Genomic DNA, 19365 nt, shown 5'->3' with positions numbered 1-19365 from the left:
TCATCATCCAACTTGCAGCGTTAGCCGTAATTTTTTGACCGCAGCGGACAAAATCTGACTGACCCGTGACTCGCTGACACCCAGCACTTCACCAATCTCCTTGAGGTTCAACTCCTCCACATAGTAGAGGTTCATCACCAGTTTCTCGCGCTCGGGCAAATCGTCAATGGCCTGCACCACGGCATCCATGAACTCGGCCTCCTCCACCATGACCTCAGGCTGCATGGCACTGTCGCCAGGCATGCTCATGACCTCGTCATTGACCACTTCCATGGAGAAGGTTTCAAAACGCTTGGCTTGTCCTCGTTCGCGCTGGAACTCGTCGAGTTCCTTGCCCATGAACAAGGCCAATTCGGACTGGGTGGGCGCCCGGCCCAACTCAGCGGCCAACACGTGCACCGCCTCGTTTTCGCTTTTGTTAAAAGCCACGGCCGAGCGCGGCAAAAATGACTGCCTGCGCACCTCGTCGAGGATGGCGCCCCGCACGCGGCTCAAGGCAAAGTGCTCGAACTCGAAACCCTTGGTCGGATCAAACGAGCGCGCGGCCTCGATCAGCCCGACCATGCCCACCTGGATCAGCTCGTCGAGTTCCATGAACGGTGGAACTCGGGCTTTCAGGTGAATGGCCACGCGCTTGACCATCGGCATGTGCGTGATGATCAGCGACTCGTTGCGGTTGTCGACCTGTTCGTAAAGGGAGATGGTGCTGGCCACTTTGATCACCTTACCGAAGAGACGCGAAGCATGCGTTCTGCGAAAAACTGCAGACGTCCTGACGGCCCATCCACGGGCGGCAGGTGATCAATGGCATCGGCCAAAGCCCGAAAGTCTCGGGCAGCGGCGCTGCCAGGGGCAAACTCCAGCACCGACTGGTACTTGCGCAAGGACTGCAGCACCAGCTCATCGGCCTCGATGGACTGCAAAAACCGAAGCGAAACCCCCAGAAAACGGTTGCACACGTCGTTCAGGCGGCGGTGCAATTGCCGCCCCTCATGGGCGCTGCCCACCATGTTGGGAATCAGGTAAATCTCATCGAGCGACTGCTCGGTGGCCATGACCTTGATCAGGCCATACGCATCGGCAATGGACGAAGGCTGGTCGCACACCACCACAAAACGGCGCTGGCAAGCGGCCATGAAATCGAGCACGGCCGGGGCAATGCCGGCCGCCACATCCACCACCAGGTAGTCCACCGGCTCTTTCAGGGCGTCAAAGGCGCGGATCATGCTGGCAATCTGCTGGGTGTCGAGCGCTGCAATATCACGCAAGCCCGAAGCCCCCGGCACCAAACGGATGCCCTGCTTGGTGGTGACCATGACCTCGTCCAGCGTTTTCTCGCCGTTGAGCACATGGCTGATGTTGAAGGGCGCATAAGCACCCAAGGCAATTTGGGCATTGGCCATGCCCAAGTCGGCGTCCAGCAGCATGACCTTGTGGCCGCGCGAGGCCAAGGCCACCGCCAGATTGATGGACACCGTGGTCTTGCCAGCCCCACCCTTGCCACTGGCCACACCGATGACCTGAGGAAAAACAGGCTTATCCATGCGCAACTTTCAAGGCAGACGACGCATTGGCCGACTTTCTGCGGGAGGGTTTCATGGGCACGGAACCCATCAAAGTAGGGATCAAGATATCGTCATCCAAGTCGTTGATGCAGGCCATGTCCACAGGCTCACGCAGGGTTTTGATCGCCGCAGCAGCCGCTGGTTTTTTGGCGCGCGAGGCGCGAACAGGTGCAACGGGCGAAATGAGCGCTTCGGGCACCGTCGCCAAAACAGGCACCGAGGTGACCAACTCAGGTGCCTGCGGCACATGCTGCAGCAAAGGCGTCAAGGCCAGTTGCACCAAACGCGCCGCATCAAACGGCTGGGCCGCCTGCTCCATACGCGTGGAACCTGCCATGCAGGACACACCCAAAGACTGCTCGCTCAAACCCTTGATCAGGGCCCAAGGGTATGCGGCCTCGTCCACCTTGCTCAACATCAAGGAAGACCAGTTCAACGCAGAGTTTTGGAGAATTTTTTGCACGCTGGTCACTGTAGCATCAACCGGTAACACCGCATGGCGCAAGACCTTCGGGTGCTCGGCTTGCAGCAGCTCGGCTTGGGCTGAAAAATCGGTCCCGCAGGTGTCGATCCAGACCGTTTTGCCGTCCAGCTCCTGCAGCAAGGCGCGCAACATGTCTGAATTGGCAGCGCGAAAACAGGCCACACCCGACTGCGCAGCCAGCAACTGCATCTGAGACCAGGCACCGGGGCGCTGATCGGCAAAACTGATCATGACCTGGTTTTCAACCCCGTGGACCTGGGCAGCGGCATAAGCCAAGCGTCCCACCATGGAGGTTTTGCCCGAACCCGAAGGACCGCACAGCGCATGCACACCCGACTCGGGCGGCGCCATGGCCGGACGATTCAAGGCACTGACCAACAAACTCTGCATCACGGGCCAGGCTTCCTGAACACTTTCGAGCTCCTGCATGCTGTCGGTCAACAAAGCGCGCAGACCCGCAGGCATGCCCACCTCGCTCATGGCCATAGACAATTGCTGGATGGCGGGTGACAAACGCAGACCATCTTGCCAAGGCATCATCTGACGCGACAAGCTGAATTCCTTGCGCAGCGCCGCCATCTCAAGGCGCAACAATTCAACGATTTCCTGGCTGCGCTGGCCCTCATGGCGCTGCTGCAGGGCTTGCGCCTCCAGGTTCACTGCTGGGGCGGCCACCACCGCTTGGGGCGCGGCCACCACCGCTTCAAACGGCACGACCGCTTCAGGCAGGGAGGCTTCTGGCGACACAGGCGTCAAAGCACTGGCGCTTTGAAACAACTTGGAAAACGGCACAAAAGGCGCAGCAGCGTCACCTGGGCTGCTGACCGACTTGACCGGCTCGGCCACGGCAGCCTCCGGCGTGGCGTCCAGGTCCACCGCGACAATCAGCTCGGTCTGGTTGTCCAGGCGCTGGCTGGAGATGATCAGCACGTCCGACCCATACAACTGAATGGCCTTTTCGTTGGCAGAGCGACTGTCGCGAGCGAGGATGCGTTTGAGTTCCATGGTCTATCAGGCTTTGTTCACAGTGGGGTTGTTGCGGGGATCGGCTTGCACGGTGTGGATCACCTTGACCGGTTGGTCGTCCGGAATTTCGCTGTAGGACAGCACCGTCAGGTCGCTCACACGGAAGCGCACGGCCTTGGACATCCAGGGGCGAATTGCGGGCGACACCACCAGCACAGCGGCAAAGCCCTGCTCTTCGGTGTTGCGGGCACTTTCGCGCAGCGCGGCAAACAGGCTTTCGGCCAGGCTGGGCTCCAGCACCATGCCAGGCGATCCATTGTTTTGTTGCAGCACGTTGTGCAGCAGTTGTTCCAGATGGGGGTCCAGCGTCATCACTGACAAGGTGTCGCGGTTTTCCAGCAGCCCCTGCACAATCATGCGGCCCAGCTTGGGGCGCACCAACTGCGCCAACTGGTCGGGGTCTTGCGTGCGGCCGCTGACCTCGGTCAAAGCCTCCACCACAGTGCGCATGTCGCGAATCGGCACAGACTCCTGCAGCAAGTTTTGCAGCGTGCGGGTCACCACACCCAAAGACAACTTGCCGGGCACCAACTCTTCGACCAGCTTGGGCGACTTGGCCGCCAGCTTGTCCAGCAGTTTTTGGGCTTCGTCGTGGCTCAGCAACTCATGGGCGCTGTCACGCAACACCTTGTTCATGTGGGTGGCAATGGCCGTGCTCGGGTCCACCACCGTGTAGCCCAGGGCGCGGGCCTGATCGCGCCAGGCCGGCTCGATCCAGACGGCTTCCAGACCGAAAGCAGGCTCCTTGGTCGGCTGGCCTTCGACCTTGCCGTACACCTTGCCGGGGTTGATGGCCAACTCGCGGCCCACCTTGACTTCACCACGGCCACGCACCACGCCATTCAAGACAATGTGGTACGTATCGGGCTCCAGATTCAGGGCATCGCGAATGCGAACCGGCTGCACCAAAAAGCCCAACTCGGCCGACAATTTCTTGCGCACACCCTTGACGCGCGCCATCAACTGACCGCCCGACTCCTGGTTGACCAAAGGAATCAAGCCATAACCAATTTCCAGGCCAATCAGGTCCACCTGCTCGACATCGTCCCAGTCCAGCTCTTTGGGCGCATCGCTGACCGCAGCAGCAGGCGCTGCCGCCTTTTGCTCCAGAACCATTTCTTTGCGCATGACCATGAAACCGATGCCGGCAGTGGCACCCGCCAAGGTCAAAAACACCAAGTGAGGCATGCCGGGCACCAGACCCAACAAGGTCAAAATACCCGCAGCAATGAACAAGGCCGGCACATTGGCCAACTGGCTGGTAGCCTGCTCGGTCATCGACTCGGAAGTCGTCACGCGGGTCACGATGATGGCGGTGGCCAGCGACAGGAACAAGGACGGGATCTGGGCCACCAGGCCGTCACCAATGGTCAAGAGCACATAAATGCGGCTGGCATCGCCCACCGACAGGTTGTGCTGACCAATGCCAATGGCCAAGCCGCCCACAATGTTGATGATCAAAATCAGCAAGCCCGCCATGGCATCACCGCTGACGAACTTGGAGGCACCGTCCATGGAGCCGAAAAAGTCAGACTCCTGAGCCAGCTCTTCGCGGCGCTTCTTGGCCGTTTCCTGGTCGATCACCCCGGCGTTCAAGTCGGCATCGATCGACATCTGCTTGCCCGGCATCGCGTCCAGCGTGAAACGGGCGTTGACCTCGGAGACGCGTCCAGCGCCCTTGGTCACCACAAAAAAGTTCACGATCATCAAGATCACGAAGATGATGAAACCCACCACATAGTTGCCACCGATCACAAACTCACCGAAAGCCGCAATCACCTTGCCGGCCGCCTCGGGGCCTTCATGGCCATTGACCAGCACCACACGGGTCGAGGCCACGTTCAGGGCCAGACGCAGCATCGTGGCAAACAGCAACACCGATGGAAAAGACGAAAACTCCAGTGGCTTTCGAGTCCCGATGGCGATCATGATGATCACCAAGCCAATCACGATGTTGAAGGTGAACAAAATGTCCAGCAACAGCGGCGGCATCGGCACCACCAGCATGGCCATGATCATGAGCACCAAAGCAGGCACACCCAAACCCGCCAGATCGTAGCGCGACAGGTTCTGTCGGATCGTTGACAGGGTCAAGGTGTTCATGGTCAAAAGGCCGTTGTTTTAGGGGGAAAAATCGGTTTTTATCGGGTTCTCAACACCATCAAGCAAGCTGTGTGCCAACCATCCCGACACCCCACTTCGGCCAACCCCGAACTTTTGAGCGCACCAGGCCAAGCTGGTGCGCAAATTGCTCAATACCTTGCAAACCAAGATGAACGGCAAAGATTGACCGCCACGCGTCGCGGCCCCGCATCAGGAAAAGACACCGTTGGAGAAGCCAAACCCATGAACATCACCCTCAGCGACAACCTCAGCCAGGCCAGCGCCAACACCAATATTGGAACTTTAGAATTAAAATCTGAGCCCAATACCCTTCCCGATGGCCAAAGCTTTGGGCAATTCATGTCTGAAATGTTTCAACTGCAGGCCGAAACCCCAGCCACCACCGCCCAAGAAGAAGCTGGACTGGACCTACTTCAAGGGCAGGAAATTGCCGCCCCTCAGACCATGGCCCAACTCGCCGCCGTGCTCGACACACAAGCCTGGCCCCTCAAAGCCGTGACCTTGGGACCCCACCTGAGCGTCATCACCCCAGAAACCGCTCCCCCGGACTCACAAAGCCTGGAAGCCTTCGCACGCGCCCAAGGCCTGGACGACACCGCTGTCAACTGGCTGTTTGGTGGCCTTGCAGGTGCCATGCCAGCCGCACCATCTCCCCAGCTCAGCGGGGCCAATGCCTTGACAACAGGCAGCGCCATCGGTGCACTCGGAAATGTGAGCGCTGCACAGGTCGCCTCACAGGCAGCCACGCAGATCGGCACACAGATCGCAGCACCGGCCGCCTCACAGCCCGGGGCACAGATCGGCGCGCAGGCCAGCGCCCTGGCCGCCAACGCCGCGACAGACAACGCACAGACCAGCGAAGCGGGTCTGCCCAGCCCAACCAACAACGCCACAACCAACAGCTCAACAGCCGCCACCAGCGCCATGCAAGGCTCGATGGCCGTGCAAACCAGCGCTCAGGGCAGCACACCAACAGGCCAAGCCAACGCAGCCAACAACGGACCCACCACTGGCCCAGCCACAGGCCTGCTCGGCAGCGCCCTGGCCGGGGCGCAAGCCCTTTGGGCCATGGCCGACGACACGGGTCAGACCCCAAAAACCAACGCCATCAACAGCACCAGCACCGAAGACGCCTTGCCCATCCAGATGCTGCGCATGCCCCCCCCGGCCGCGGTCTGGATGCAACGCAGCCAGATGAACAACGTACTGCAAAGCAGCGTAAGCGCCCAAAAAGAAGCCGCCATCAGCCTCAGCGAACTGGACCTGGGCGCCGACTGGGGCGGCGAAACGCTCCAGCAACTGCTTGGCGCCGAGGGCGGTGCCAGCAACACCGGCACCCATGGCGCGGCCTATGCCAACTTCGCCTCCCGCTGGGACGCACAGGCCAACAACCGCACCGACCTGAACAACGCCAACGGCCCAGCGCCAGACCTGCCCGACGCCAACGCCCGCAGCGAAAATATCCAGAACCTGGCCGAAAAAATGGGCCAGGCCGTGGGGCAACGCATCCTGTCCGAAATGGAAAAAGGCCAATGGCACCTTAAACTGCAACTTCGACCCGCGACCCTGGGCCATATCGAAGTCGAAATGAGGATGCGCAGCGGTGAATTTGACGCCGTGTTCACCGCCCCCAACGGCACCACCCGAGAACTGCTGCAAGAGGGCATGTCCAAACTCAGGGAAACGCTGAGCCAAATGGGCATGGATGTTGCTAACATCCATGTAGGTGGCGGTCAAACCGGCCAAAGTGGCGGAGAGTCGACACCTGGGTTTACCAGGGGCAAGCCCGCTCAGGCCCAAACAAGCGCCCCGGCAAGCACCGCAGAAATAACCCGAGCACCGCGCGTCAAGGACCCCAATGATGGTCTGGACGTTTTGGTCTGATAGCCAACCAACGAGGACGTACCATGGCAGATGAAGAATCCGAAGTCGAAGTCAAAAAGAAATCACCTCTGGTCAAGATCATCCTGATCGCCGTTGTGGCCATCCTGGTTTTGGTTGGCACGGTGGTGGGCACCCTGTTTGTCACGGGCTTTTTCGACAAAAAAGACACTTCAGCGGCCGAAGCCCAGCTCAAAGCGCTGGAAGACGAAGCAGCGGGTGTCAAAAACGCAGCCAGTGATGCGGCCCCCAAAAAGGTCACCAAAGACTCGCCAGAGCTGACCCGCTTCGAAAACCACTACATGGAACTCGAAAAAGACCTGGTGGCCAACCTCACCAACTCGCGCAAAGTGATCCAGGTCAAGCTGGCCATCATGACCCACTACGATGAGCGGGTCTTCAAAAATGTCAAAAAACACGAATTTGCCCTGCGTGCGACCGCACTCGACGTGATGCGCCTGACGGTCGATACCGATTTGAACCAAGCTGATTTCCGAAAAAAACTGGCTGAAAAAATCCGCCTCGAACTCAATGCCGTGCTGGAAAAATACGAAGACTTCGGCGGCATTGAAGAAGTCTTTTTCACCAGCTTTGTGGTGCAGTAAAGCGCATCGGACCCCTTGACCATGGCTGAATCCCAATCCCTCCTGTCCAGTGAAGAACTGGCCGCTTTGTCGGCCAGCTTCAGCGATGACAGCGCCAGCACAACACAGGGCTACAACCTGGACGTGCAAGTGCGCAAACACGACTTGGCCGCTGAAGACAGCAGCCTGGGCGTCAACGTCGCCTCGCTGGACATGATCAACGAGCGCTTCATCCGGCTGTTCCGACTGGGCATGCTCGAAGTGCTGCGTACCAGCCCGCGCATGAACCCCACGCGCACCCAAATCATCCGGTTTGGTGACTACCTCAAAGACCTCAAATCGCCCCTGTCGGTCAACATCGTGCGCATGAGCCCCCTGCGCGGCTATGCCATGGTCGTCATCGAGCCCACCGTGGTGTTCAGCTCGCTCGACAGTTTCTTTGGTGGCTTTGGCCGAGGCGTGGGCCAACTGCCCCCCGGCAGACTGTTCACCCCCACCGAAACCCGCATCATCAAAATCATCCTCCAGGTCTTCTTCCGATCCTTCAAGGAAGCCTGGTCCCCACTGACCCCTGTCGACTTCGAGCACATCAGCTCCGAAATCAACCCCCAGTTTGCCCAAATCGTTGACGAAAACGACCTCGTCATCCTCAGCCGCTTCGAATCCGAAGCCACCTCGCAAGGCTCCGGTTATGTCGACATGGTCATCCCCTACGTGGCGCTCAAGCCCGTGCGCGACCTGCTGCGCAGCCGTGTACAAACCGGCGACGGCAACGAAGACTCCGACAAAATCTGGCGCGCCCAACTGAACGATGCGGTGCACGACGCCGAGCTGGAATTACAAATCCACCTGGGCAAACTCAGCGTGACCTTGCAACAGCTCCAAACCATGCAACCGGGCGACATCCTGCCCTTCAAAAAAGCCGAACACGCCCGCGCCATGATCCAGGACATGCCGGTCTACGACGTCGAAGTCGGTGCCATGGGTGGCCAAGTGGCGATCAAGATCGTCAACGCCATCAGCCCCAACGCCCCCACCTGAACCCCCACCTAGGAACGCCCATGAGCGAACTGACCTCCAACGAAGCCCCGACCGAAGCCACGGACAAAGGCCAAATCCACACCGACGTGTTGCAAAACATCCCGGTCACGCTCTCCATTGAAGTGGGCCGCGCCCAAATCAAGATCCGTGACCTCATGCGCCTGACCCAAGGCAGCGTGGTCGAACTCGACCGCATCGCTGGCGAACCCCTGGACCTGCTGGTCAACAACACCGTCGTCGCACAAGGCGAAGTCGTGCTCGTCAACGACCGCTACGGCATCCGCCTGACCCGCGTGGTACCCGCCTCCGAGCGGCTCGACAACCTGTAAAGCCCAGCCATGAACACCGGGTGGACTTTCTCTGACTGGCTGCAATACATGCTCAGCTTCGCGCTGGTCATCGGCTTGCTGCTGGCCGTGCTCTGGGGCCTGCGCAAAATGCAAAACGGCAACAGTTTCCTGCGCAAAAACACCCAACGCCTGCAAACCATTGAAAGCCTGTCCATCGGCCCGAGACAAAAAATCGTCCTCATCCAAGTTGACGGACAGGACGTGCTGGTGGGCGTGACCGCCCACCAAATGACTGCCCTGTCCCCCTGGCCCGTGCAAACGCCAGCGCCTGCCGAACCCACAGAAACCCACAAGCCATGAAGCGCCGCCTCACCCTTGGGCTGATCCTGACCCTCGTCCTGAGCCTCTTGCCCCTGTTGGCGCAAGCAGCGCCTGACATGCCCGCCATCACCGCCACCAACACAGGTAAAGGCACCCAGTACAGCCTGACCCTGCAGCTGCTGGCGCTCATGACCACGCTGTCGGTGCTGCCCTCGCTCTTGCTCATGATGACCGCCTTCGTGCGCATCGTCATCGTCATGTCGCTGCTGCGCCAAGCCCTGGGCACAGGCCAGACCCCCCCCAACATGGTCATCGTCGGGCTGTCGCTGTTCCTTGCCCTGTTCGTCATGACCCCGGTGCTCACCGAGGTCTACCAAAACGCACTGCTGCCCTACATGAACCAGGGCCTGAGTTTTGACAAAGCCCTGGCCGCTGCCGAAAAACCCATCCGCGCCTTCATGCTGCTGCAAACCCGCGAAGACGACATCGCCATGTTCATGGAAATCGCGCGCAACACCAACTACAGCAGCCCACAAGACGTGCCCTTCACCACCCTGGTGCCCGCCTTCCTCACCTCCGAGCTCAAAAGCGCCTTCACCATCGGCTTCCTGATCTACATCCCCTTCGTCGTCATCGACCTCATCGTCGCCAGCGTGCTCATGTCCATGGGCATGATGATGCTCTCGCCCATGATGATCTCCATGCCGTTCAAACTCATGCTGTTCGTGTTGGTCGACGGCTGGAGCCTGATCATGGGCTCGCTGGCCGGCAGCTTTGCCATGCCTTAAAGGAACTGACCCATGGACACCGCCACCGTCATCGACCTGGGCCGCCAAGCCCTTTGGACCATCGCCCTGGTCAGCGCCCCCTTGTTGCTGGTTGCGCTGGCCGTGGGCCTGTTCATCGGCATCATCCAGGCCGCCACCTCCATCAACGAAATGACACTCAGCTTCATCCCCAAGCTGATTGCCATGGCACTGGCCCTGCTGCTGTTTGGCAGCTGGATGCTGGTCACCCTGGTCGACTTCACGCGCAGCATCTTCGAGCGCATCCCGACCCTGTTCGTCTGAACAGCCTGCAGGTCACCTCATGAACTTCCTGGCCGCCGATGTCGTTGAAAGGTTCTACACCTTTTTGTGGCCCATGCTGCGCATCTCGGCCCTCATGATCACCGCGCCCATCTTCTCGCTCAGCGCCTTCAACACCCGCATGCGCATCCTGGTGGCCTTGGTGCTCACCTGGCTCGTCTACCCGCTGCACAACTGGCCCGTGGTCGACCCCACCAGCGCACAAGGCCTGATCGAAGTCTTCAACCAAATCATGATCGGGGCCACCATGGGCCTGATCCTGCAAATCGTGGTCGCCGCTGTGGTCGTGGCCGGTCAAAGCATTGCCGCCGCCATGGGCCTGTCTATGGCTAACATGCTCGACCCCAACATGGGCAACGTCCCCGTCATCTCGCAGCTGCTCATCGTCATGTCCACCCTCATCTTTGTCGGCTTCGGGGGCCATGCCATCTTGCTGGGTTTGATTCTGGAATCCTTCAACAGCCTGCCCATTGGCACCAACATCCTCAACCAAGCCGTCTACGGCCGCGTGCTGCAGTGGAGCTCCATGATGTTTTTGGGCGCCGTGCTCATGGCCCTGCCTGTCATGGTCTCGCTGCTCTTCATCAACGTGGGCCTGGGCGTCGTCACCCGCGCCGCGCCCAGCCTCAACATTTTTGCCGTCGGCTTTCCCGCCATGATCATGGCCGGCTTCATCATCCTGATCATCTCTCTGGAGAGCATTGGCGGGCGCATCGAATGGCTCTGGGTACAAGGCTTTTCGCTGATTCGCGACGTCATAGGAGCGCCCCGTGTCTGAAAGCGCACAAGACAAAACCGAAGACCCGACGGCGCAAAAGCTCAAAAAAGCCCGCGACGATGGTCAAGTCGCCCGCTCCACCGAACTGCCTGCGGCCGTCATCGTCATTGGCTCCTTCGCCATGCTCATGCTCACAGGCAGCTGGCTCATGAGCCGGCTGTCCACCGTGTTTGCGCAAGGCTTCGTGTTCGACCGCCAACTCATCGAAAAACCCCTGCTTCTGCCCGCCCACTTTGGCGAGCACATGCTCGCGGCCTTCGTGCTCGTGCTGCCCATCATCCTCTTCACCATGGTGGCTGCCATCGTCGCCTCGGGCGTCACCGGAGGCTACCTGTTCTCCTTCAGCGCCATCATGCCCAAAGGCTCCAAGCTCAACCCCATCAGCGGGCTCCAACGCATCTTTGGCACCCACGCCCTGGTCGAGCTGGGCAAAGCCGTCCTCAAATTTATCCTCGTCGCGGGCGTGCTGTGGTGGTCCCTCATGGTCAACATGGACTCGCTCGTCAAAATTGGCCAAATGGGGCTGGAGCCCGCCCTGGACGCAGCGGGCAGGATGATCCTGCAATCGGGCCTGTGGGTGGCCCTGAGCCTGGCCCTCATTGCCCTGATTGACGTGCCTTGGCAAAAGTACAGCTTCACCAAACGCATGCGCATGACCAAGCAAGAGGTCAAAGACGAATTCAAGCAAATGGAAGGCAGCCCCGAAGTCAAGGCCCAGATCCGACGCCGTCAACGCGAAATGGCCAACTCGCGCATGATGGACCGCATCAAAGACGCCGACGTCGTGATCACCAACCCCGAACACTTCGCCGTCGCCCTCGAATACGACCCCACCGGAGACGGCGCCCCCATCATGGTGGCCAAAGGCTCCGACCACATGGCCGCCCTCATTCGCGCCGAAGCCAAAAACCACGGCATCCACATCTTTGAAGCAGCCCCACTGGCTCGCGCCATCTACTTCACCACCGAAGTCGAACACCAAGTGCCCGAAGACCTCTACCACGCCGTGGCCCAAGTCATCGCCTACGTCTTCAGCCTCGAAGCGGCCTCACCCATGAACCCGCCTCGCCCCAAGCCCCAAGTGAAAGTGCCCCCCAGCATGCAATTCAGTCCTGACGGCAAGAAAGCGCAAGCCCAAGGAGCCACCGCATGAACACCCCGATCAGAGCCAACGCCCCCCACGCGGACGACTTCGTCTTCCGCGCGGCAGACCGCATGCGCATCGACGGCTGCACCAACGCCATCGCCCGCGAAGGCCTGAGCCTGTCGCTGCAATGCGAACACGAAGCCCTGCTCGACCACTACAGCAGCCTGCTGCTCAAACGCCTGCGGCAACAAGCCCCCGAACACCACATCGAAGCGTACTTCCCCACCAACACCGACGCACTGCTCGCCCGCTTCAACGAAGCCCTGGCCCGCCAATCTGTGCAACAAGCCACCCGCACCCCCACAGGCGCAGACCCTGCGCAAATCTGGGTCGTGCACGACGCCCAAGCCCTGCCCGAGGCCGAAATCCAGCTGCTGGCCCGACTGATCCAGAACTTCCCGGGCGCCAACATCCGGGCCATTTTGCTCATGAAAGGCCCTGCCGACAGCCACAACAACCTGTCCGCCTTCGGCCGCAAAATTCTGCGCTGGGAAATCGAAGCCCCCAACGCCGAACAAGCCCAAGCCACGCTCGACCTCGCCCGCACCGAAGGCCGCCTGCAGCCCGTGCAACAACTGCTGCGACGCATCAAACGCCAAGCCTGGGCCGAAGACGCGCCCAACCCCGAACCCGAAGACGCAGCCCACTTCGCCCAAGAAGAGCCGCCCACCCCGGCGCAAAAACCCACCGCCAGGCAAGTCAAGCAACAAGTGCAAGCCTTTCACGACAAAGGCCAGGAAGCCATCGCCAAAAGCACCCAACTGCTGCGCAAATGGGACAAAAGCCACACACGTCTGGCGCTTTGGGTTGCAGCCGCACTCGCCCTGTCCACAGTGACCATGCTCTGGCTCCAACCCGAAGCCTTCGGCATTGGCAAAGCCAAAGCCACCCTGCCCGCGCCCATGCCCATCGAATGGCCCGAACCCAGCAAAGGCACTGCCCCAGCGCCAGTGGCAGCGCCCGCCCTCACACCTGCACCTGTGGCCCCTGTTGCGCCCGACAAGTTGCCCTAATCCAGCCCGGAACACGCCGTGAAAAAAACCACCCTCATCCGCAGCGACAAACCCCACGCCGTCAACATGCCAGCGGGCTCCAACGTGGCCGCGCGCAAAACCACCCAAAAATTCACCGAACCGGCACCCGCTGACGAGACGCCCACCAACGTACAAAAAGTGGTCCCCGTCAAAGCCCCCAAAGCCAAACGCATCACAGCGCCGCCCCCGGTGGCCAAAACCGTGCGGGCCAAAGCCACAAAGACCGCCCCGCCCGAAGCCCCACCCAAAATCGTCAAACCCAAGCCCGCGCCCGCCAAAGCTGCCCGGCCAATGCCCAAGTTGCGCAACAACCAGGCCCCCAGCAGCAAAGCCAAAGCCCCAGAGCCAGACCCCACACCGATCGAGCCCGTCTGGGAACAAGACAACCCCATCAAAACCCGCATCGATCAACTCAGAACCCGTAACGCCCAATTGGCAGAACAACTGCAGCGACTCCCGCAGACGCCCACAGCCCGAGGAAAACGACCATGAGCGACAAAGAATTCAACCCCGCAGAACCCATCCTCATCGACGCCCCCGGCACCGATGAAAGCACCGCGCCAGCGGGCGACACCGCCAGCGCCAGCGACACGCACGCCCCAAGCACCGCAGCCGCACAACATGCCGCACACAAAGCGGCGGCCCCGGCAACGCCCGAGCCAGCGGCACCTGCGCCCCACATGGGCCTGACGGTTGACGAGCGCGCCTACCGGCAATACCAATCGCTCGCCCAAGTCGTGCTCGACTCGGCCGACATCGCCAGCAAATCCGCCGAAGCCGCAGCCGCTGCCAGCAGCAACATGCACCGAGCCACCAGCGAATTCAAAACCCTGACCGAAGTCGGCCACAAAAAGGCCCTGATCCTGCTCGGCGCCACAGGTGCCCTGATGCTGTTTTGTCTCATCTTCTTCCTCGTCATGGGCGTGCGCATGAACAGCCGTATCAACCAACTCGACACCATGATGATGGCGGTTGGCAAACGCGTGGTTGACCTCAACTCCGGACTCGAATCGCTGGACGTCATCAACCGCAGCATCGAAAGCCTGACCGCGCAACAAGTCGAACAAGCCAAAACACAGGGCCAGATCGAAACACGCATCAACGAGGCCCTCAAAAAATCCGAAACCATCGCCCAAACTGTGCCTGGGGAGACTGCCAAACAAGTGGCCGCCACCAGCGACAACCTGCTCAAACAAGTCCAAGGCATCAACAGCCGCCTGCAAAGCCAAGCCGGCGCCGTGCAATCCCTGGGCAACGAAGTCAAAGCCCTCAAAGGCGCTGTCGGCAACGTCGACAAACTCAACCGCGACGTCGAAGCCCTGGTCGTCCTGCAAAAAGAACGCTACCTCGAAACCCTGCAGAAAAACGGCGCCAACACCAACCGCGAACGCGCCGTGCAATTTCCACGCGCCAACCCTGCGGCGACGCCAAGCAGTCCCACCTCAAGCGTCACGAATAGCGCGCAATCCCCTGCAACGCGCTGACCCACAGAAAAAGTAACAACGGCCAAGCTCAAGTGTTTAACGTCATGGCCGCAGCGCATCCACCGAGGCTGTCATTGAAGCAGTGGATGCGGGGTTGTGCGATGCCCGCGGCTTATTCGATGCACATGGCAATGTAGGTGAGCACAAAGACGCCGTTGGGGGGGATTTTTCGCCAGTAGCCCATGTCTTTGACCTCGGCCACTTTTTCGCCTGTCATTTTGGGGCCAGCAAAACTGGTCATTTGACCGAGTCGGTGCATCTTGTAGGTGCAGTCGTACTCGTTGAGGTAGCGCCGTGAGCGAACGCCTTCGACGTCGGGTGTTTTGAGGTCCTGCATTTCCCAGACCCGGCGAATGTTGTCGTCGCGCTCGATGCTGTTGCGGTTCACGTACAGCGTCACTTCTTCGGTTTCGCCGATGCGGGTCCAGGCCCAAGCCGTCACAGGGGCCAGGCAGCCCGCCAAGCACGCACAGCACAAGCTCCACTGCAGCGCAGCACGCCTTGAAAATGCTCGCATCGTCATGTTTGTTCTCAAAAATATGTTCCCGCTAGGGTGATGGCGCGACCGCCAGTGCCCAGTTTGAAGCGCGAGATGCCGGGCAAGTCGTGGGTGTTGACGCCGCCCAGATCGAGCACCTCGATGCCCTGGTCCTGCAAATAGGCCATGGCCTGCCAGAGCAGTGCGTTGTGGGCATTGAGCTGTCGGCCTTCGTCGTCAGCCCAGCCCATATGGTAACTGGCCACACGGCCATGGATCAAAAAGAGCATACCGCCCACGGTGTTCTTGCCCAGCTCGGCATAGGCCACCACAAAGGCTTGACGGGGTTCGGCCGCCGCGCCGATGTAGGCCTGCACGAAGTCCGTGGGCAGGCCGTGGAATTTTTTCGCCTCCCGCTGGGCCAGCTCTTGGCCCAAGAGCCACTGACAGCGCTTGAGACTGGGCTGCACATGCACCCGGAGCTTCGCATTCGAGAGCACCTTGTTCAAGCGGTTGCGCCACTTGCCTTCGAGCTGGGCTTTCAAGCTGGGCAGCGGGTGGGTCAAATCGAGCAGCACGGTGGCGTAGCCGGTCATCACGCGTGACATGCCCCGGGTTTCGGCAGGGTCGAGCTGTTCGTGGCTGCGGTCGGGTGAAAACAGGGGCACTTTCAGGCGCGGCAGCGGGATCGATTGGCGCAGGCGCTTGTAAACAGCCGCACGTTGTGCGGGGCTGAGTTCGGGCAGGTAAATCGGGCCCCGCGTGCACGAGGCCAAGGAGATGTAGCCCAGCACGCGTTTGCACATGAATTGGGCGATGGCCACCAGTTGGCCATCTTCCCAGACCATGGCGCGGCGCATGTTCACGCCCAAAGAAGTCAGGGCTTCACCGTAAGCCCAAGCTTGCTGCAAAGCGCCGTGATGGGTCGAGTGAAATTCTTCCCAATCGGCCTGCGGTAATTGCTCCCATTTCACATCCATATCGTCATAATAAGCAAATTTTTCAAATTCGACTCAAGATACCGTATTTGCTTCCGATTAGTACCGGTGTCAATGGAAAAAATGAACTCGTCATCCTCAAAAGACCACGCCATCCTGGGCCATGACATCCCGAAAGCCCGTCTGACGGTTGCGGGCTGGGCTTGGGGGGCGCTGTATTTGGGTTTGCCCGTGATCTTGCTGGGCAATTTGATCGACTTTTTTTTCCAATGGACACTGGGTTGGTGCATCGGTGTCTGGTGCATTGTCTAGCTTTTAAGGGCCACCATGTTTTTCTTTATCGGTTTAGCGGTTGTGTTTGGTGCGGTGTTTGGCGGGTACGTCATCGCGGGCGGCAAGATGGCGCCCATCATCAAGGCTGCGCCTTTCGAATTTTTGATCATCGGTGGTTCGGCCATCGGCGCTTCTTTGGTGGCCAACAGTTTCCCGGTCTTCAAGGCGGCCATGGGTGGTATTGGCAAGTGCATCAAGGGACCGAGTTTTCACCAAGCCGATTACCTGGCTTTGATGCTGCTGGTGGGCAAGCTGCAGACTGTGATGAAAAAAGAAGGTGTGGTGGCACTCGAATCGCACGTTGAAAACCCGGACTCCAGCCCGATTTTTGGTGAATTCCCCAAGCTGGCCAAAGACCATTCCATCGTTCAGATGATTTGTGATCCTTTGCGCCTGATGGTGATCTCGCAGGGCAATCTGGATGCCGATGCGCTGGACGATCTGATGAAGAAAGCCATCAAGGTGCACCACCACGAGGCCTTGTTGGCCCCTGGCGCGCTGGCGGGCATTGCCGGTGGTTTGCCTGCTCTGGGCATCGTGGCCTGCGTGCTGGGTGTGGTGAAGACCATGGGTGCGATTGACCAACCCCCGCCTGTGCTGGGTGCGCTGATCGGCTCTGCGCTGGTGGGTACGCTGATGGGTGTGTTTTTGGCCTACGGCATGTTTGAGCCCTTCTCGGGCCGACTGACCCAAATCATCAACGAAGATGCGCAAGCCTTCGATGTGATTCGCGAGATGATCGTGTGCAACCTCAAGGGCCACCCGCAACCGCTGGTCATCGAGTCGGCGCGTGCTTGTATATCGCATCACAACCAACCGAGCTTCTCCGAAGTCTTTGACGGCATGCGAGGATCCTGATGGCCGAAGCAGACAAAGCAGCGCCCGGCACGCCCGAGGAAGTGGCTGCCGCCGAGGCCGCCGCAGCCGCCGCTGCAGCGGAGGCGATGCGCCCCATTATTCGCAAGATCATCGTCGAAGATGGTCATGCGGGCGCGCACGGTGGTGCCTGGAAAATCGCTCTGGCCGACATGATGACGGCCATGATGGCTTTCTTCTTGCTGATGTGGCTTTTGGGTGCCAGCAACGAGGACAAGCGCAAAAGCGTGGCCGACTATTTCAGGCCCGCGTCCCACAGCCAGATCGTGTTTGGCGAGATGGCCGGCTCCAATGGTTTGTTTGGTGGCAAGTCCATCATCGACACCGATGGTTTCCCTTTCACCGCCAAGCAAACCGCCATGCTTGAGCGTTTGACGCCGCAAGCCCAAGGTGGCCCGGCCGAAAGCTTTGGTTCGTCCAAGGAAGAAAACAACAAGGACGGCCCCTCTGACCAGGACCCTGGCAAAACCACGGGTTCGGGCTCTCCAGGCGAGGGTGGCGGCACCGGATCGCCAGGCCAGAAACAGGACAAGGAAAATTTCGACAAGATCGAAAAAGAGATCAAACAAAAATTGTCTGAAAGCAAGCAGTTTGACAACATCAAGGATCAGGTCAGCATCACACGCGACAAGGACGGCCTGCGCATTGAGGTGATCGACAAGGCCGACTTCGCCATGTACAGCTCGGGCGGCGCAGAAATGGGCGGCAAAGCGGCCGCCTTGATGGCGGAGGTGACCAAAACCCTCAAACCGCTGCCGAACAAATTGTCCATTCGTGGGCACACCGACAGCACAGGTTTTGCACCCGATAGCATGCGCAACAATTGGACTTTGTCGACCGAGCGGGCCGATGCCACGCGCCAGTTCATGCAGTCGCAGGGCATCAGTGCCAATCGGTTCTCACGCATCGAGGGGGTGGCCGACACCAACCCCAATGTGCCGGGCAATCCTGCAGACCCGCGCAACCGGCGTGTCAGCATCACGGTGCTCAACCAATGAAACGGGGTGAACTGCGGCTGCGCTTCACGCTACGATGATGGCTGCTCGCCCTGGTTCACACCCACCCTTTCTTGAGGTTCTCCCATGTTGAAAAATACGGCAATCGGTATCGCCATTGGTCTTTTGGTCATGGGTGGGATCTGGGGGCTGGTGCACCTGATGGACGACAAACGCCCCGAGCCTGATTTGGTGGCCGAGAGCGTGCCCGGCGCCAGCAAGGGTGTGATGGATCTGATTTGTGAATTGGAGTTGGACCTGGACGGTCAGCTGGCTTTGGGCATCAAGGAAAACGAGCCCTCCAGGATCACCATGGCTCAGATTGATTTCGAGAAGAAATCTGGTTGGTACCAGGGCAAGATTGCCATCTCTGAAAGCCGTGCGGGCACCCTGAACTTGATGGGCACGCGCATGAAGATTTACCGCCCCGCCATGTTCCAGCGCTTTGGCGTCATGATCACGGGCGAGGAGTTTGTGGTGGACCGCAAAACAGGCAGTTTTGTGCAGTCCTTGAGTCTGCAGGACGGCCGCACAGTCAAATTGATCAAAGGCACTTGCGCCAAAGTGATCAAGCCACCCTTCTGAGTTCGACCCCAGCGGGTCGGCCGCCGTGCAGCCTGAAGCGACGCCTGCAGCGCGCCTTCAGGCCACGCCACGCAGTTCGTACTTGTTGATCTTTTCAATCAGCGTGGTTCTTTGCAGCTGCAGCAATTTGGCGGTTTGAGACACATTGCCTTGCGTGCGGCTGAGCGCTTGCTCGATCAGGTTGCGCTCGATGTCGATCAGGTGCTGCTTGAGCGAGATGCCGTCGGGCGGCAGGGTCTGGATGCCTTGGGCCAGCAAGATGACCTCTTCCACCGAACTCATTTCGTCGTTCGAGGCCGACAAGGGCATGGGC

The 19365-nt window shown here is 59.9% G+C and carries 23 protein-coding genes; 16 read left to right on the top strand and 7 right to left on the bottom strand.

Annotated features, from left to right (window positions below; all coding sequences use genetic code 11):
• Positions 1 to 3 precede the first annotated feature (3 nt).
• From fliA to flhA, 4 genes are read right to left on the bottom strand one after another with little or no spacing between them, the layout of a single operon-like run.
• Positions 4 to 714, bottom strand: a complete 711-nt coding sequence (gene fliA, locus QZ190_RS03960; RefSeq protein WP_291913750.1) for an RNA polymerase sigma factor FliA — start codon at positions 712 to 714, stop codon at positions 4 to 6.
• 5 nt (positions 715 to 719) lie between these two features.
• Complete coding sequence (locus QZ190_RS03955; protein ID WP_291913748.1) at positions 720 to 1544, bottom strand: MinD/ParA family protein; 825 nt, start codon at positions 1542 to 1544, stop codon at positions 720 to 722.
• Positions 1537 to 3054 carry a hypothetical protein gene (locus tag QZ190_RS03950; RefSeq protein WP_291913746.1) on the bottom strand — a complete coding sequence of 506 codons (1518 nt, stop codon included), beginning with the start codon at positions 3052 to 3054 and terminating at the stop codon, positions 1537 to 1539. Before QZ190_RS03950 ends, QZ190_RS03955 begins: the two co-directional genes overlap by 8 nt.
• A 6-nt stretch (positions 3055 to 3060) precedes the next feature.
• Positions 3061 to 5178: a flagellar biosynthesis protein FlhA gene (gene flhA, locus QZ190_RS03945; RefSeq protein ID WP_291913744.1), complete on the bottom strand. Its 2118-nt coding sequence runs from the start codon at positions 5176 to 5178 to the stop codon at positions 3061 to 3063.
• A 360-nt stretch (positions 5179 to 5538) separates the two neighbouring features.
• Here flhA and QZ190_RS03940 point away from each other — a divergent pair, with 360 nt between their 5' ends.
• The 12 genes from QZ190_RS03940 to QZ190_RS03885 are packed head-to-tail and all read left to right on the top strand — an operon-like array spanning position 5539 to position 14847.
• A complete protein-coding gene (locus tag QZ190_RS03940) occupies positions 5539 to 7083 on the top strand; it encodes a flagellar hook-length control protein FliK (protein WP_291913742.1) in 1545 nt (514 codons plus the stop codon).
• A 23-nt stretch (positions 7084 to 7106) separates the two neighbouring features.
• Positions 7107 to 7685, top strand: coding sequence for a flagellar basal body-associated protein FliL (gene fliL / locus QZ190_RS03935; protein WP_291913740.1), 579 nt, complete (start codon positions 7107 to 7109; stop codon positions 7683 to 7685).
• Positions 7686 to 7706: 21 nt separating this feature from the next.
• Positions 7707 to 8705 (top strand): flagellar motor switch protein FliM, encoded by a 999-nt coding sequence (fliM, locus tag QZ190_RS03930; RefSeq protein ID WP_291913738.1) that lies wholly within the window; start codon positions 7707 to 7709, stop codon positions 8703 to 8705.
• A 20-nt stretch (positions 8706 to 8725) separates the two neighbouring features.
• A complete protein-coding gene (gene fliN / locus QZ190_RS03925; RefSeq protein ID WP_291913736.1) occupies positions 8726 to 9034 on the top strand; it encodes a flagellar motor switch protein FliN in 309 nt (102 codons plus the stop codon).
• A 9-nt stretch (positions 9035 to 9043) separates the two neighbouring features.
• Positions 9044 to 9355, top strand: coding sequence for a flagellar biosynthetic protein FliO (fliO, locus tag QZ190_RS03920; RefSeq protein ID WP_291913734.1), 312 nt, complete (start codon positions 9044 to 9046; stop codon positions 9353 to 9355).
• Positions 9352 to 10104, top strand: a complete 753-nt coding sequence (fliP, locus tag QZ190_RS03915; RefSeq protein WP_291913732.1) for a flagellar type III secretion system pore protein FliP — start codon at positions 9352 to 9354, stop codon at positions 10102 to 10104. Before fliO ends, fliP begins: the two co-directional genes overlap by 4 nt.
• Before the next feature lie 12 nt (positions 10105 to 10116).
• Positions 10117 to 10386, top strand: a complete 270-nt coding sequence (fliQ, locus tag QZ190_RS03910) for a flagellar biosynthesis protein FliQ (RefSeq protein ID WP_108363253.1) — start codon at positions 10117 to 10119, stop codon at positions 10384 to 10386.
• A gap of 19 nt (positions 10387 to 10405) precedes the next feature.
• The gene (gene fliR, locus QZ190_RS03905) at positions 10406 to 11182 is read left to right on the top strand and encodes a flagellar biosynthetic protein FliR (RefSeq protein ID WP_291913727.1); all 777 of its coding nucleotides are present in this window, start codon (positions 10406 to 10408) and stop codon (positions 11180 to 11182) included.
• Positions 11175 to 12335, top strand: coding sequence for a flagellar biosynthesis protein FlhB (flhB, locus tag QZ190_RS03900; protein ID WP_291913725.1), 1161 nt, complete (start codon positions 11175 to 11177; stop codon positions 12333 to 12335). The genes fliR and flhB overlap by 8 nt, the downstream gene beginning before the upstream one ends.
• On the top strand, positions 12332 to 13342 hold the full coding sequence (locus QZ190_RS03895; protein ID WP_291913723.1) for a hypothetical protein: 1011 nt from the start codon (positions 12332 to 12334) through the stop codon (positions 13340 to 13342). The genes flhB and QZ190_RS03895 overlap by 4 nt, the downstream gene beginning before the upstream one ends.
• An 18-nt stretch (positions 13343 to 13360) precedes the next feature.
• Entirely contained in the window at positions 13361 to 13855 is a 495-nt protein-coding gene (locus QZ190_RS03890; RefSeq protein WP_291913721.1) for a hypothetical protein, read from the top strand.
• Complete coding sequence (locus tag QZ190_RS03885; RefSeq protein ID WP_291913720.1) at positions 13852 to 14847, top strand: hypothetical protein; 996 nt, start codon at positions 13852 to 13854, stop codon at positions 14845 to 14847. Before QZ190_RS03890 ends, QZ190_RS03885 begins: the two co-directional genes overlap by 4 nt.
• Positions 14848 to 14959: 112 nt before the next feature.
• On the opposite strand, the gene QZ190_RS03880 is transcribed toward QZ190_RS03885, so the two are convergent.
• Positions 14960 to 15370, bottom strand: coding sequence for a surface-adhesin E family protein (locus QZ190_RS03880; RefSeq protein WP_291913718.1), 411 nt, complete (start codon positions 15368 to 15370; stop codon positions 14960 to 14962).
• An 8-nt stretch (positions 15371 to 15378) separates the two neighbouring features.
• On the bottom strand, positions 15379 to 16305 hold the full coding sequence (locus QZ190_RS03875; protein ID WP_291913715.1) for a GNAT family N-acetyltransferase: 927 nt from the start codon (positions 16303 to 16305) through the stop codon (positions 15379 to 15381).
• A gap of 81 nt (positions 16306 to 16386) precedes the next feature.
• Between QZ190_RS03875 and QZ190_RS03870 the strand changes: the two genes are divergently transcribed.
• The 4 genes from QZ190_RS03870 (at position 16387) to QZ190_RS03855 (ending at position 19052) form a co-directional block, all read left to right on the top strand.
• Positions 16387 to 16575 (top strand): hypothetical protein, encoded by a 189-nt coding sequence (locus QZ190_RS03870; protein ID WP_291913713.1) that lies wholly within the window; start codon positions 16387 to 16389, stop codon positions 16573 to 16575.
• Positions 16576 to 16590: 15 nt separating this feature from the next.
• Positions 16591 to 17454 (top strand): flagellar motor stator protein MotA, encoded by an 864-nt coding sequence (gene motA, locus QZ190_RS03865; RefSeq protein ID WP_291913711.1) that lies wholly within the window; start codon positions 16591 to 16593, stop codon positions 17452 to 17454.
• Positions 17454 to 18470, top strand: a complete 1017-nt coding sequence (locus QZ190_RS03860) for a flagellar motor protein MotB (protein WP_291913708.1) — start codon at positions 17454 to 17456, stop codon at positions 18468 to 18470. The genes motA and QZ190_RS03860 overlap by 1 nt, the downstream gene beginning before the upstream one ends.
• 84 nt (positions 18471 to 18554) lie before the next feature.
• The gene (locus QZ190_RS03855; protein WP_291913706.1) at positions 18555 to 19052 is read left to right on the top strand and encodes a hypothetical protein; all 498 of its coding nucleotides are present in this window, start codon (positions 18555 to 18557) and stop codon (positions 19050 to 19052) included.
• A 57-nt stretch (positions 19053 to 19109) separates the two neighbouring features.
• On the opposite strand, the gene QZ190_RS03850 is transcribed toward QZ190_RS03855, so the two are convergent.
• Positions 19110 to 19365 (bottom strand): helix-turn-helix domain-containing protein (locus QZ190_RS03850; protein WP_291913704.1); only part of this gene is annotated, 256 nt, incomplete at its 5' end.

This window comes from Limnohabitans sp. (genome assembly GCF_017848645.1).
GTDB lineage: Bacteria > Pseudomonadota > Gammaproteobacteria > Burkholderiales > Burkholderiaceae_C > Limnohabitans_A.
This window is presented reverse-complemented; position numbering and strand designations above follow the sequence as displayed.

Coding starts and splice junctions, on each gene's coding strand:
- QZ190_RS03870 (WP_291913713.1), top strand. CDS start 16,387: ATGAACTCGTCATCCTCAAAAGACCACGCCATCCTGGGCCATGACATC.
- QZ190_RS03940 (WP_291913742.1), top strand. CDS start 5,539: ATGTCTGAAATGTTTCAACTGCAGGCCGAAACCCCAGCCACCACCGCC.
- fliM (WP_291913738.1), top strand. CDS start 7,707: ATGGCTGAATCCCAATCCCTCCTGTCCAGTGAAGAACTGGCCGCTTTG.
- flhA (WP_291913744.1), bottom strand. CDS start 5,178: ATGAACACCTTGACCCTGTCAACGATCCGACAGAACCTGTCGCGCTAC.
- fliR (WP_291913727.1), top strand. CDS start 10,406: ATGAACTTCCTGGCCGCCGATGTCGTTGAAAGGTTCTACACCTTTTTG.
- motA (WP_291913711.1), top strand. CDS start 16,591: ATGTTTTTCTTTATCGGTTTAGCGGTTGTGTTTGGTGCGGTGTTTGGC.
- QZ190_RS03955 (WP_291913748.1), bottom strand. CDS start 1,544: ATGGATAAGCCTGTTTTTCCTCAGGTCATCGGTGTGGCCAGTGGCAAG.
- QZ190_RS03860 (WP_291913708.1), top strand. CDS start 17,454: ATGGCCGAAGCAGACAAAGCAGCGCCCGGCACGCCCGAGGAAGTGGCT.
- QZ190_RS03880 (WP_291913718.1), bottom strand. CDS start 15,370: ATGACGATGCGAGCATTTTCAAGGCGTGCTGCGCTGCAGTGGAGCTTG.
- QZ190_RS03895 (WP_291913723.1), top strand. CDS start 12,332: ATGAACACCCCGATCAGAGCCAACGCCCCCCACGCGGACGACTTCGTC.
- fliL (WP_291913740.1), top strand. CDS start 7,107: ATGGCAGATGAAGAATCCGAAGTCGAAGTCAAAAAGAAATCACCTCTG.
- QZ190_RS03855 (WP_291913706.1), top strand. CDS start 18,555: ATGTTGAAAAATACGGCAATCGGTATCGCCATTGGTCTTTTGGTCATG.
- QZ190_RS03875 (WP_291913715.1), bottom strand. CDS start 16,305: ATGGATGTGAAATGGGAGCAATTACCGCAGGCCGATTGGGAAGAATTT.
- QZ190_RS03885 (WP_291913720.1), top strand. CDS start 13,852: ATGAGCGACAAAGAATTCAACCCCGCAGAACCCATCCTCATCGACGCC.
- fliN (WP_291913736.1), top strand. CDS start 8,726: ATGAGCGAACTGACCTCCAACGAAGCCCCGACCGAAGCCACGGACAAA.
- fliQ (WP_108363253.1), top strand. CDS start 10,117: ATGGACACCGCCACCGTCATCGACCTGGGCCGCCAAGCCCTTTGGACC.
- fliO (WP_291913734.1), top strand. CDS start 9,044: ATGAACACCGGGTGGACTTTCTCTGACTGGCTGCAATACATGCTCAGC.
- QZ190_RS03950 (WP_291913746.1), bottom strand. CDS start 3,054: ATGGAACTCAAACGCATCCTCGCTCGCGACAGTCGCTCTGCCAACGAA.
- fliP (WP_291913732.1), top strand. CDS start 9,352: ATGAAGCGCCGCCTCACCCTTGGGCTGATCCTGACCCTCGTCCTGAGC.